The sequence below is a fragment of the Pseudoalteromonas sp. T1lg23B genome, assembly GCF_002964665.1.
GTDB lineage: Bacteria > Pseudomonadota > Gammaproteobacteria > Enterobacterales > Alteromonadaceae > Pseudoalteromonas.
The window spans coordinates 3,156-16,459 of record NZ_PQBZ01000023.1 but is presented as its reverse complement, the minus strand read 5'-3'; the positions used below and the strand labels follow the sequence as shown (position 1 = coordinate 16,459).

Here is a 13,304-nt window from a genome sequence, read left to right as displayed (position 1 = left end):
CTGGTCATCAACTGCATCGCACTGACCACCGAGGTGAGGTTGATTTTGTTGAGCACCTCCACGTTACGCTGTAGCGCTAACTCAAATTCTGGCGCATCCAACGCACTTAAAATATGCGTTTGCGCGTTCGCACAGCTCATCATCGCCGGGTTTTCGGTGCTAAATGGGGCATCATAGCTATTCAGCGCATCGGCCCCCGTCACATTATCGCTATATACCTTGGTCGTTAAGGCATTTTGATTGCCCCGTCGCAGACCATTTAAAAACTCACTTTTATCAAATTGTAGCGATGAGATATCAATGCTTTGATTTTGCGACTCTGCTCCCGTATTGGCACACTCTTGATACCAATGCGCCAGCGTTCTACGCATACCATCGTAATTGCTGATGTTGCTGGAGAATTTCATTTCTCTGAACTTGATCAACGCTTGATATGGGTCGCGGGTACTTTGGTAATTTCCCGCTAAGTTATTCGGTAAGCTAAATGCGGTATTAAATAAATCATTGAGCTCTCTGCCTAGCACCGAGGCGGTCGAGAACACCCATAATATCCCTGGCGGCGCATCAGAGACCACTTCGGTCTGGCCACTGGAGGAAATGATCACCGCATCGACTTTGGTCCCATCCGTACTGCCATAGGTAAAGCCAACCATGAAATACCAAATCATAAACGCGCCGATAAAACGATGAAACGCGGAAAAGTTTTTGCTGCTTAAGGTACCCACGCCCGCCACTAACAGACCGATAGTGAAGGCGATACCAATCCCTTTACCGGCGCCTAGGCCTCCGGCACTCAGCACCATCACCACCGCGTCCAATACCGACTTCATCAGGGCGGCATCACCAAATGTGTAAATCTCAAACATGTCGGTACATCCTCAAGGCAGACTCTTTAAGCATCAATGACACAGCACCTACGATACGCTCAGCAAAGGCACTGCTGTATTGTAAAAAGGGGCTGACACCTGCCCCTCATGACGAAGATAAGTTGAATTGAATTACAAGGTTTTAATTAAACGTGCGAAGCGATAGGCATTAACGTCTTCCATAAACTCGCCGCCCGTACTGAAGTCAATTAATCGGCCTTCAGTTCCCTCACGCTGGTGAATTAAGTTTTTATCCGGCGTATTAGACCAATACACCGCAGATGGCGTACTTGGAAAGACCGATAGATTAATGGCAGGGTCAAAACACTTGCGCTCGACCAAAGTTCCCAACTCTTTAATATTGGGTAAGCGCCACTGTGCGTCCGTATTACTCGCTGCCTGTAAGGCTTGTTGCCAGGTAGCTAAGTTCGTGGGATTGCCTAAACAGTCATTACTTTGTGCTTGATAGGTTTGACCTATTGAACACTTCTGCCAGATCAAACCATTGATCACATCGGTCACAGTGCCATCTTCATTATCTAGATACTGCCCAGCCAAGTTAGAGGCATGAATGTTGTCTTTACAGATCTGTGCCACAGCATTGCTACTGCCAAGCAACATGGCAATCGTGACACCTACCGTGCCAAATAGTTTAGTTTTCATTGTTTTCTTCCCTCACTAACATCACGTGGTTGTAGATCTGCTTATTGCACAATTGCACACGATTGTTTTGTGTATTTAAGCACCATACGGCACCTGTCCCATCGGCTGAGGCCGAGCTGGAAAGGTATGTTCCGCTTGCCATATTTGGGAAAAAGCGCTGATCTAATTCGCCCGTTTCATAGTCACTTAAAGAACGCAGTTTTTCGATGGTTGGCAGTTTCCAATTTTTAAATCCACAAATGGCCAGCTCATTGTAGGCGTTAACATAAGCCTGTGTTGAACATTCGCGTGCTGTGTTGCCTATATAAGAAGCCTGTCTGTCGTTAGGAAAGGCGCACATTTCAGAAATAGGTGTATTCATATTCACAAATTGTTCGCCTTTTGTGCCCACAGAGCCACCATTGGCGCTATCATCTGGGTTATACCAAGTGTAACGATAGTTAGCGCTGTTATAGTTAAGATTCGCCCACTCATATAAGTCAGGATTACCTTGTAACAGTTCTTTTAATTCTTCATCACGCACTTCTGGCAATTCATGGGCAGTGGCCTTGCGCTCCCATACCAACCCAGTGTTGTTATCTTTAATACAGCGCCAGCTATCACTATTACTTGGTAACGGATTCCCTGAGTGATCGAGTTTGGTAAAACTAAAGGCGGCAACGCCGTCAAAGTCAACGTGAGTCCCCGCATCTTTACCAAATTGAGCATCCTGCTTAGGGTAATCACTGTTCGCAGTTTCTTCATATGTGTTCCCGCCAGCAAAATGACTCACTATGCCCGTATCGTTCAATGATACATCGCCGGGGATCAAAATCGTGTAGCTCTTTCCGTCTTGTGGCAGCGCCGCATTTTGGCTTTCCTGCAAGGTCACGATAATGGTTTCGCCGCCCTCTGGTAGGCTATCGGGTAGTAGGTCCAGTTCAATGAATGCCGACTTTGTTTCTGGAGGTAACACCAGTTCATTAATTGCTGGTTGATAGCTGAAGTCTTGTTCTAAGGTGGCTAACCCTGAAATACCAAATGGTATCGTCACCTGTCTTTGTGACAAGGTATCTAGCTCAACGGGGATCACAAAACGGCCAGAGCCTTCCGCCGCTTGGGCCAACTCACCATCGTAATTTTTAAAGCGTACCGTCGGTGTGTCATCTTCATCGACTATTGTCACGAGGGCCTTCGAAATTTTGCCTAACTTAATATTATTTGAAGGCAGTAACTCGATTTGGAATGTTTCATCATTTTCATCAAACTCATCACCAAAAACGGTGACCTCAATATTTGCTTGCTTACTGCCAGCCGGAAAGGTCAGTTTACCGTCAGTGACTTCTTTGACATCACGATTATCGGCGGTGATGGCCGTGACAGAATAATTCAGTATGAGTTCTTCGTTGTAACTTGCATCTAAACGTACCTGCATATCAAAAGCAGCATTGCCATTTTTAGGCTCAGTGAAATTGCTATTACTTATTAACGATGCAACAGGGATAGGTTGAGACTCGTTATTAGAGTTATTGTCCTGATTGGAGGTGTTATCTTGGCCTGATGATTTCTCATCTTCTGGAGATGAACACCCTGTGAGTAAAGCACCTATTACACACAGGAGTATAGATTTCTTAAACATAGTTCACACACATATAATGACTGAGGGTTTTATAATATGCGAACAAAATTTGAGAATAGATTATTAACTCGGCTATTTTTTCGAGTTAACTAAATGAGCCAACCAACAGTTTAAATATAGGCTGTATTGGTTGGCCATAGAGATTAAAAACGGTAGCCGATACTCAAGCCCGCATTTTGATCGTTATCCGAGCCCAGCGCCTTTAAGTTGATAGTAAAGTTATTGGATAGTTTATACGTCAATATGGTACTTAAACCTATGCTTACGCCCTCAGACTGCATTTTCCTCACTTGCGCGGTTGCACTGACATCCCACGACTGATAGTGGATGCGATAGCCCACACCCAACGCATTAGTATGTTCTACCTTTTTGCCACGTAACTTGGTTTCTTGGCGCTCATACTGAACAATCACATCGGCGTGTTTGTTCCAGCGAAAGAACTTGTTGATACTGCCGTTGTACTGCGCAGCTCCCTCATCAGATCTTTTATAAAGTAATGCAGCGGAGAACATTTCTGTGAGATACAACTCACACCCCGCACTGTAGCCAGTACTAGAAGGCAGTACCTTTGAAGAAAAATAACTCGCCCCAGCATCGCATGAGCTGCGGTGTGCAGTATTAGCCTGCGCATTAAATCCAAATACCAGCGCGCTCAGCACCATGCCCAGTGACAACGCATTTTTAGTTAAATTACTCAACTTACCTTCCTCTGATTAGGTGAAAATAGTTTTACAAATCCATCGGCATCAACGGGCTTGTATTTCAAAAAACCCTGTATTTTATTCACGCCAAAACGCTTTACCTGATCGTATTGCTCTTGGGTTTCAATCCCCTCAGCAACCAGATCCAACTGCATTGATTGTGCGATAGCGGCAAATGCTTTGACCAACATTTCTGACTTATCGGAGGTACACATATCAACGATAAACTTTCGGTCTATTTTTATGCCTGACACGCTGTACTGGCTCAAATAACTCAATGATGAATAACCCATGCCAAAATCATCCAACACCACACGAATGCCACTGCTAACAATGCGCTCAATTTGCTCTTTAATACTCAAACTTTGCGCAAATGACGTTTCGGTGATCTCAATTTGCAGGTTTTGTGGTTTTAATCCTGTTTTTTCTAACACCTGTTGCACCACGGCATTAAAGTTGTTGTTAGAAAACTGGTTAGTACTGGCATTAACAGAAATAATAAAATGCTCTGGTAACAGTCCTTGATCTATCCACTGCTTAACCTGACGGCAGCCTTGCTCAAGTACCCAGTAACCAATATCACAGATCAGTCCTGTCCGTTCGGCAACGGGAATAAAGGTTGATGGGCCAATAACCACCCCATCTTTTCGCCATCGGATCAATGCTTCCGCTGCTACGATTTCATCATTCACGGAGACAATCGGCTGATAATGTAATAAAAATTCCCCCCGCTCCAACGCATTTCGAATGCTGTTTTCTATCATCAAAATGCCTTCATAGAAGTCGTCGGGATGATCGCCGTACACAACGGCTCTTTGCAGCCTATTTTTGGAACAATAGTTTGTCGCCTTTTCGGCACAGATAATCAGTTCTTCGGGTGTTTCAGCATCGAGAGGGTGCATCGCAATACCGATGGCACTATTGAGATAAACGCTGGCTTCTTTAACCTGATACTCCTCACTGATGACATTAAAGAAGCGGCAGGCCAACTGCTCCAGCTCCTCTTCATGTTCATGCACAGGGACATACATAATAAACGTATCACCATCAATACGTGTGATGGCTTGTTTGGCTTCGTCTCGTGAAGCAAAAACCTTTTCAGTGACCAAAACCGTCAATAATCGCTCGCCGGTGAGACCTAACACCCTGTCACCAACGCTATAACCATAACTTTCATTCACTTTATAAAAGTCATTCAGATCCAGTGCAATGACGCCGGTCAATGACTGCGATTTACTATGGATATGCGCATGTAGGTTGTCTAAAAACCGCTCTCGGGAAATAAACCCTGTCACCGCATCTTTTTTACGACGCGAGCTTCTCTCTTGCAGTTTTTTCTTCGCTAAATTGTGACGATAAAACACATCTAACTGAGTGCGATTCTTTGCCGTTTTCACACGACTGAAGACAGTGTGATACAAAGTTGCGGCCAATAGCCCGCCAATCAAAAAGTAGATCAAGTTGATATTATCCACTGTACTATCCTCGTTGCACTAAACCTCCTCATTGTATCCCCATCAGCCACAAGCAAAATGAGATAACAGGCTAAATTTAACCAGTTAATAGCAAGGTTGAGAGTGTGACATACACGGTGTCATACCAAGCACAACGAAAAAAGTGCGTTGGCCGTGCCCTATCATCTCTTATTACTTATAAAATTCAGTTACTTTCACAATGATCCCGTCATTCTCATTACAAGTATTGATTTTTAATTTATACACCATTTTTTCATTTACACCTTCTTTTTTGGTGTATATACTTTTTTTTAAAATAATAAGGCGATTTTTATGGACACCGAAGAAACTACCAATGCCTTTTTGGCGTTAAAAGACAGCGCAGATGCATTAATTAAACGTCGTAACCAACGTTTGTTGATCAATCATAAGAAAGAACAAAGGAATTTTACTCGCGCCGAAGCGTCTGCCTATTTGGCTATCAACAGTCGTACCTTGGACAAGTACGTTTCAAAAACAGACATTGATCCACGTCGACACGACGACGCAGTTTGGTCAGTGAATTTGGAAGAAATCTACCAGATCAGAGAGCTGCTACCTGAAGAGCTACGCAAAGAGCCTAAGTTTCATCGCAGCGCGGCCCAGAGTTTACAAGTTATCGTGATCCAAAACCAAAAAGGTGGTGTGGGCAAGACCGTCTCCGCAGCAACCATCGCATCAGGGCTGGCGACAGAATTTCCACAAGAGTATCGAGTGGGCCTCATTGATATGGATGGTCAATCTACTCTATCAATGTACTATGCGACCGAAGCCATACAAGAAGGCTGCCTCTCTGTGGGTGACCTAATGATGGGCAACTTTGAACTGGATGAAGGAGAGACCCTGCAAGGTGCCATCTCAGAAGCGTTTTTGAATACCACCATCCCCAACCTACGCATTTTACCTGCATCCCAGTATGACAGAGCGCTGGAAGGATGGTTTCACGAACAGGTGTTCAATAATGCACTGGCTTCACCTTATACTTTGCTCCATCAGATCATTGATGAGGTCAAAGATGAGTTTGATATTATTATTGTCGATACCCCACCTTCTTTGGGATATGCCACATATAACGCCTATTACGCAGCAACCAGTGTGATCTTTCCACTGTCTGTTACGCAAAATGATATTGACGCAACCTGCTCTTACTTTAGTTATATTCCAAAGATTTGGTCGCTATTAGCCAATGAAGGCCACCGTGGTTATGACTTTATGAAAATCTTGCTAACCAATCATCGAGACAGCGCCACCACCACTGAGCTGATGAACCAATTAACGCAGTATTTTGAACAACGCATTTACTCTAAAGAGTTCCGACACAGCGAAGCCATTAGGCAGTCTTCTGCACTATTGAGCACTGTGTTTGACATGTCTAAAAGTGAATACCCCAAAGCAAAGTCGTCTTTTCAAAATGCGCAGCAAAATGCATTCGAAGTCACCAGTCAGATAATTAGAGACATCACCGCAGTGTGGGCCAAACAACAAAGAGAGAACAAATAAATGGCAAAAAGACGAGGCGAGATAAACCCCCTTGGCAATACCTTTGGCTCAGATGCAGCGCAAAAACGCGAGGCACAGTCGCGCATTCCAAGTCTATTTAAGCAGTTATCTGAGCAAGTTGAACTTTCCGGCGAAGATGTCAGCGGTTATCTTAAGCAACACTTTGGGCTCGACTCGGTGGGCCGCAGCAATAAATGGACGCTCCCCTCTGGCAACGCGGCAACCTTTACAGAAATGACGCTCAGCTATCATCAACTACAAGATGAAACCGAAGTTAATTTTGAAGTAAATGGCCGTGAACAAGCGCTATTAAACGAAGACTCCGTCTCCGATCTAGATTCCCTGTTGTATCAACAGTTTCATCCCGCCGTAGCGCGCTACCGTCATGGAAAAATAGAGATCCTAGATGGCTCTAGGCGAAGAGCGTGGTTTTTATTCCATAAGGCCGACGGTTATAAGGTGCTGGTCACACATGATGAGCTGACACTTGATGATGCCAAGGGCTTAGCAAAGCAGCTGCAATCAGCCAAAGAACATAACCTGTTCGAGATTGGCCAGCAATGTTTAGCCATGCAAAAGCATAACCCAGCACTTAAACAAGCTGATCTTGCCAAAGTACTTGGGTGTAGCCAGGCGAAAGTCAGCCGAGCCCTTAAAGCGGCCAGCATTGATTTACGCTTGATTCAGCTTTATCCGATTGCCAGCGAGCTATCAATCGCCGACTACGATTTGTTGCACAAAGTGATGGGCAAATATCATGACAACGATGCTCTTGATGTTGCCATTGAGCAATTAAAAACCACTTTGGCTCCCGAGCTTAATAGTATCGATGTCATTGAACATAAAGAGTTGATCACACAGGCCCTAAAAGATGCTTTAAAAGCGGATAAACCCAAACAAAACCCGGTGGTTACCTCAACATTAAGGCAATTCGATTCTAAAGATGTGTTTGCCAGAAAAAAAGAGTCCAATCGTGCAGTCGCGTTTGAATTCGGCCGCATCAAAAAAGAAGTGCTCAAAGAAATTGAAGCCTCTGTACAGGCCATTTTAGCTCAGCATTATAACGATTAACCATCGGCGTGGGCTTTGTTCTACCAACACGGTGAATGGCATCTCCGAGCTGTTGCGTGTCGCCAGTGGGTTGATTTTGTATGATGTGTTCTATGGTCAATATACATAGCTAGTTGACGCTCTTATCAACTAGCTATATGGAAATCGACTCAGCGTATAGGGAAGTATTAGTGAAACATATTCGGGTCTACGATATGCGAAGGGATAAGCGAAATTCTTGAGACGCATTTTGCCTGTGAGTTTGCCATGCATAAGCACACCAAATATGGTGTGACTGCGGGTTGGCAGCATCTCGATAAGTTTATCGCCTTTAAAAATGCCCGCTCTGATATCTATGTTGATGGTCAGCAAGTGGCGCATATGGACAGAGGTGGATTTGTAACTGATTGGCTGAAAGAGGTCGTTCGTGCCAGAAAGCTTATCAAGAATGACCTGCACTACTATGAGATAGAATTTGACTCCGATACGTTGCCTGTATTTGTAGCGATGTGTATGCTGACCATGATCATAACCTTGGTAGATGATTAGGAGCTCTACAGGGAGAAAAGGCTGTCGCCTCAGCACAAGCCCCTCCCCGAGTCATACCTTCTCACGTGTTCGTTTTTAGAACACGTTTAATTGCAATGTGACAACCGCTAAACAACACAGGATACAATATAATGCACCACAATATCGTGGCAGACTGGTTTGGTGAGAGTTTCTCTCTATTACATCCACAACTACAAACGTTACACCGCCAAGGTGGTAAGCTAAAAGGCACGGTACACATCACATTTGGGCGTGGGCTCGGTGGGGTGCTTGGTAAACGCATTGCCGCGAAACTAAATATTCCACAGCTAGATAGTTGTCATTTACAAGTCAACATTAAGCACAGCGCGCAAGGGCTACATTGGGATCGCAGTTTTGCCCATCAGCCTATGATGAAGTCTTTATTTAAACCGATTAGAAGCCACAATGACGGCTACTGGATTGAAGCAACAGGGCCATTGGCCCTCTATTTAACCGTCGACATCCAAGACGCTGGCTGGTATTGGCAATGTCAAAAATATACCCTGTGGGGAATACCGTTACCACGCTGGCTATTTCCCAAATCAACAGCCTATAAAACCATTGAAAACGGCCTTTATCGTTTTTATGTGGGCTTTAGTTTCCCTTTGTTAGGTGAGTTGTTTTCTTACAGCGGATTACTCTCATTAGAGACGGATGCCGCTCATACAGAGCAAACCCACTCCACTTATTAAACTGGGAATACCTGCAACACTTTGGGCTGAACGTTGGCACAGTGGTTGATGCATACCATCACATAACTCAATTGCTTGTTATTTGAGAAAAATGACAGATCATAAGCAAAACCAAACTCGCTAAAAACGCGCAGGGTATGCACTTCTTTATATGCCACGGGTTCACCCAAAGATTTAGCTAATAACTTGTTATAGTTGGTAATTTGGTAGGTATGTAACTTTTGCACATTCGCTAACCCCAATAGGCCCGCTGAGCGCGGCTGCTCCTGCTCATCCAGCGGGTTTATGCGCCCCTTGGCATCCAAATAAACATTATTGAATTGGTTATTGTACGACCATCGGTACTCTGGCGTTGCCTGAATCACATGCTCACCATTAAGCGGTAAGATCTTCACCCAACTTGACAGCGGACTTTTGAGCACATGGCTTGCTGCAATTCTTTCACTACTCAGTGCATATACCTGTGATGAAATCATTGCACCAAATAGCCATAGCCATTTTATGTTTGCCAACATACCGTGTTTAGCGCCACCCATCTTCAACCTCTTCTCTTATTTCTTTCAAGTACTTATTATCCCCATCAGCCCCAGAAACAAATGCTGGAATAGCTGGGTTTCCTGCCCGACATACTGCAGATCACCGCTGAACGCACAACGTACTAATAGGTAATTGCAATCGCCAGCAGACACATCGCCACAAAAACAGGCAACGTATCGGAGTCAAATTCTATCTCATAGTAGTGCAGGTCATTCTTGATAAGCTTTCTGGCACGAATCACCTCTTTCAGCCAATCAGTTACAAATCCACCTCTGTCCATATGCGCCACTTGCTGACCATCAACATAGATATCAGAGCGAGCATTTTTAAAGGCGATAAACTTATCGAGATGCTGCCAACCCGTAGTCACACCATATTTGGTGTGCTTATGCACGGCAAACTCAGGGTTTGACGTCAACATTTCAATCGTATAATCACACACCCTCGCTATTTTCTTGCCCTTATGCATGATAAATATACCCACACAGGTCATACATACATCCAGCATGGCAAAGTCACAGGCAAAATTCGTCTCAATGTGCAAGTAACCTCGCTTATCAAACTGCATATCGTAGACTCGAATTCGTTTCACTAGTACCTCACATCAACACCCGCCGCAAACTGCCACCCTGCCAGTGTACCAAATTTTACTTTTGAATTAACTGAAGACCTTTGCTCATTGGTTGCATCGTCGATCCTTACCCCCAGAGAGTTTGGGCAAAGCAAGCTCACTGTCAAAACTTTCTGATGATTGGCCTAATAATTCAGGCCATTGGGAACATATTAAGCTGTCGGTGCGCCAGCTACCTGCGCTTATGATGCTAAGCGGTTTTCGTTTACGGGATAATGCAGCTTAACGCTCAACTAATTTTTACATACAGACCATTCATCGAACTGCTTACTAATTGCTTGATGAAGATCATCCAGCTTAGCAAACTGATGTTTTCGAACCCTAGTTTCATAATTAATGTTATGTGTCTGGTTCCAGTATGTACAGCTTGCACTTCCCTCCCTAGCTTCTGAACAAGATGCAACAACCCATTTTTTTTCACTAGAATTTGGCGGCTGAGGGGCATTTACTAGATACCAATCTCTAGTCCTTTGCCCTTCATGGTAACTATAGTGCTGTCTATAGTAGCCTTCGGCATAAGGCTCAGGCACTAAGCCTTCAGAACCATAAGTAGCGTATGCTTCAACAGCTTCTGAGTGAAAGCCATCTCCCCCCCGTGCATATTTGCCATATAAAGAAATAAACTGACGATCGCTATTAATGTCTAGCCATATTCCCATGCTGCTAGGCTTATCATAACTCGATGATGATATGGCTGGATGGGAAGCTGGTTGTAACAAATGCGTTCTAGGAATATAGGTGTCCTGAAACTGAGCACAACCTGACAAATCGGCCGGCCAGTAACACATGGTTACCAGCCCTGCCAATCCAACAATAGCAATATAGCGTTTCTTAAACATTAATGATCTCCTGCTGGGCGCAAATAAAACAGGCCTAAAAAGTCTTTCGTTGGTTCGGAGATAAATGACTCACGATTATCGTTTTTATGTGGGCTTTAGTTTCCCTTTGTTAGGTGAGTTGTTTTCTTACAGCGGATTACTCTCATTAGAGACGGATACCGCTCATACAGAGCAAACCCACTCCACTTATTAAACTGGGAATACCTGCAACACTTTGGGCTGAACGTTGGCACAGTGGTTGATGCATACCATCACATAACTCAATTGCTTGTTATTTGAGAAAAATGACAGATCATAAGCAAAACCAAACTCGCTAAAAACGCGCAGGGTATGCACTTCTTTATATGCCACGGGTTCACCCAAAGATTTAGCTAATAACTTGTTAAAGTTGGTAATTTGGTAGGTATGTAACTTTTCGACATGCGCTGACCCCAATAGGCCCGCTGAGCGCGGCTGCTCCTGCTCATCCAGCGGATTTATGCGCCCCTTGGCATCCAAATAAACATTATTGAATTGGTTATTGTACGACCATCGGTACTCTGGCGTTGCCTGAATCACATGCTCACCATTAAGCGGTAAGATCTTCACCCAACTTGACAGCGGACTTTTGAGCACATGGCTTGCTGCAATTCTTTCACTACTCAGTGCATATACCTGTGATGAAATCATTGCACCAAATAGCCATAGCCATTTTATGTTTGCCAACATACCGTGTTTAGCGCAACCCATCTTCAACCTCTTCTCTTATTTCTTTCAAGTACTTATTGTCCCCATCAGCCCCAGAAACAAATGCTGGAATATGCCGGTTCCCTGCCTGCAAATATTCTCTTATTGCATTACCACGGGCTAAATCTTCTTCGTTATCAGCTCTTGGAACATTATCAATTTGAGGTATATCAAAAATTCCAACAGGGTTTCTCAATGACTCTGGCATTTTATTCCACGTAGGAAATTGTTGCTGAAAGGGCCACTCTTCTACTGATGTTTCAATATCATTATCCCAAAATACTTCTAAACTACCAGTCGACTTATTTATCACAGAGATAAAACGATCATCCTCTCCACCTATAATTTCATACTCAGGTTTTCCTGCAAAGTCAGCAGGCCGAGTCCCCAACCCTTCAATGTATGAATTCAATGACACAAACTCTTTACCCATGTTGAGAGAAGTCACGGCGCCTGGCGAGTTTGCCAAAATTTTTGCCAATTCTGGGTTTGAATGCTGTTCCGCATCGACAAACTGAATATTGCCTGGAAATAAGTGACCCATGCCTTTATCGTACCATACCTGAAAATCGGCTTCTTGGAAGAAGTTTCTGTCCAGTTCACCCACTGTTTTACCTTCATGGGTTGCTTTTTCAACCGCCTTAAATGCACCATCGAGAATGTCTAAGGAAAATTGATCGAGTGAGATATTGTACTTTTCTCCTGCGGCATACTTAGCAAACATATTGCCCACCAGAGCCATGCTGCCAATGGCGCCAGCATACGTGGTTATTTGTGCTTGTAATAGTAACTGAGGTTCACCCGTTGCTTGGTAGAGCTCCAAGTAAGCATTGGCTCGGTCATTGAGCATGATCCTTGCCCGAACTCGATCAAGCACATCTTGAGGTATCATAGAATCCGGCTCAACTGAGACTGCATCGCTTAACACAACCGGTTTTAATACCAGTTCTGAATTTCCATTTCGTGTGAAAATGTCACTACTTACGGCCAAGATGTCTGCAAGTGTATAACCAGAGCGATCGATTTTTTCAAGCACACCACCACTGTATTGCGAACGCATTGTAGAGAGTTTTGTACTGGCACCTGCATCGAAGTGATCTGGGGTCGTTTGCGCAGCAGTGTGACCAATAGATGATTGCTGAGGCAACGCAAGCTCACTGTCAAATTTCTCAGTAGACGGCAGCATTTCAGACAACGCTTCCATGGGATTTTCTCCCCCTTCATTGTCAGGAAGTTCTAGCTCACCAGACTGCCCGCTAGCTAACGTTTGAGCACCCAATGTACTTTTGCTTTCTACTGTACTTGCGCTGTCAGCTACACCCGTGCCTGCCATCGAACTTCCCGATGACGAGGCTAATGCACCCGCTCCCGCTAAACTCTGCGAGCCACTGTGCATATTTTGACTTGCACTGCCAGCT

Annotated in this window: 15 protein-coding genes; 5 read left to right on the top strand and 10 right to left on the bottom strand. The window is 44.3% G+C overall.

The genetic code is table 11. The annotated features are described in order from the left end of the window. The 5 genes from C2M32_RS06620 to C2M32_RS06600 form a co-directional block, all read right to left on the bottom strand. On the bottom strand, positions 1-866 hold an 866-nt coding region (locus C2M32_RS06620; protein ID WP_199886128.1), incomplete at its 3' end, for a conjugal transfer protein TraG N-terminal domain-containing protein. A gap of 132 nt (positions 867-998) precedes the next feature. After that, positions 999-1,529, bottom strand: coding sequence for an Lcl C-terminal domain-containing protein (locus C2M32_RS06615; protein WP_105167682.1), 531 nt, complete (start codon positions 1,527-1,529; stop codon positions 999-1,001). Continuing rightward, a complete protein-coding gene (locus C2M32_RS06610) occupies positions 1,519-3,147 on the bottom strand; it encodes an Lcl domain-containing protein (RefSeq protein WP_105167681.1) in 1,629 nt (542 codons plus the stop codon). Before C2M32_RS06610 ends, C2M32_RS06615 begins: the two co-directional genes overlap by 11 nt. Before the next feature lie 143 nt (positions 3,148-3,290). After that, positions 3,291-3,845: a hypothetical protein gene (locus C2M32_RS06605; protein WP_105167680.1), complete on the bottom strand. Its 555-nt coding sequence runs from the start codon at positions 3,843-3,845 to the stop codon at positions 3,291-3,293. Further along, complete coding sequence (locus tag C2M32_RS06600; RefSeq protein ID WP_105167679.1) at positions 3,842-5,323, bottom strand: putative bifunctional diguanylate cyclase/phosphodiesterase; 1,482 nt, start codon at positions 5,321-5,323, stop codon at positions 3,842-3,844. Before C2M32_RS06600 ends, C2M32_RS06605 begins: the two co-directional genes overlap by 4 nt. A 312-nt stretch (positions 5,324-5,635) precedes the next feature. On the opposite strand from C2M32_RS06600, the gene C2M32_RS06595 reads away from it, so the two are divergent. The 4 genes from C2M32_RS06595 to C2M32_RS06580 all read left to right on the top strand — a co-directional run bounded on the left by C2M32_RS06595 (position 5,636) and on the right by C2M32_RS06580 (position 9,153). After that, the gene (locus C2M32_RS06595) at positions 5,636-6,841 is read left to right on the top strand and encodes a ParA family protein (RefSeq protein WP_105167678.1); all 1,206 of its coding nucleotides are present in this window, start codon (positions 5,636-5,638) and stop codon (positions 6,839-6,841) included. Beyond that, positions 6,842-7,912 (top strand): ParB family protein, encoded by a 1,071-nt coding sequence (locus C2M32_RS06590; protein ID WP_105167677.1) that lies wholly within the window; start codon positions 6,842-6,844, stop codon positions 7,910-7,912. A 246-nt stretch (positions 7,913-8,158) separates the two neighbouring features. Further along, positions 8,159-8,440, top strand: coding sequence for a hypothetical protein (locus C2M32_RS06585; RefSeq protein WP_105167676.1), 282 nt, complete (start codon positions 8,159-8,161; stop codon positions 8,438-8,440). A gap of 131 nt (positions 8,441-8,571) precedes the next feature. Further along, positions 8,572-9,153, top strand: a complete 582-nt coding sequence (locus tag C2M32_RS06580) for a DUF4166 domain-containing protein (protein ID WP_105167675.1) — start codon at positions 8,572-8,574, stop codon at positions 9,151-9,153. On the opposite strand, the gene C2M32_RS06575 is transcribed toward C2M32_RS06580, so the two are convergent. The 3 genes from C2M32_RS06575 to C2M32_RS06565 form a co-directional block, all read right to left on the bottom strand. Further along, a complete protein-coding gene (locus C2M32_RS06575) occupies positions 9,150-9,689 on the bottom strand; it encodes a hypothetical protein (protein ID WP_105167674.1) in 540 nt (179 codons plus the stop codon). The two genes, C2M32_RS06580 and C2M32_RS06575, sit on opposite strands and share 4 nt — an antisense overlap. 122 nt (positions 9,690-9,811) lie before the next feature. Continuing rightward, positions 9,812-10,282, bottom strand: a complete 471-nt coding sequence (locus tag C2M32_RS06570) for a hypothetical protein (RefSeq protein WP_158678153.1) — start codon at positions 10,280-10,282, stop codon at positions 9,812-9,814. 272 nt (positions 10,283-10,554) lie between these two features. After that, the gene (locus C2M32_RS06565; RefSeq protein ID WP_105167672.1) at positions 10,555-11,160 is read right to left on the bottom strand and encodes a hypothetical protein; all 606 of its coding nucleotides are present in this window, start codon (positions 11,158-11,160) and stop codon (positions 10,555-10,557) included. A gap of 64 nt (positions 11,161-11,224) precedes the next feature. On the opposite strand from C2M32_RS06565, the gene C2M32_RS20985 reads away from it, so the two are divergent. Next, on the top strand, positions 11,225-11,353 hold the full coding sequence (locus tag C2M32_RS20985; RefSeq protein ID WP_267894519.1) for a hypothetical protein: 129 nt from the start codon (positions 11,225-11,227) through the stop codon (positions 11,351-11,353). Here the strand turns inward: C2M32_RS20985 and C2M32_RS06560 are convergent. Next, a complete protein-coding gene (locus C2M32_RS06560) occupies positions 11,350-11,889 on the bottom strand; it encodes a hypothetical protein (RefSeq protein WP_105167671.1) in 540 nt (179 codons plus the stop codon). The two genes, C2M32_RS20985 and C2M32_RS06560, sit on opposite strands and share 4 nt — an antisense overlap. Then, positions 11,876-13,304, bottom strand: a 1,429-nt coding sequence (locus tag C2M32_RS06555; protein ID WP_199886127.1) for a hypothetical protein, incomplete at its 5' end; no start/stop codon positions are given. The genes C2M32_RS06555 and C2M32_RS06560, both read right to left, overlap by 14 nt.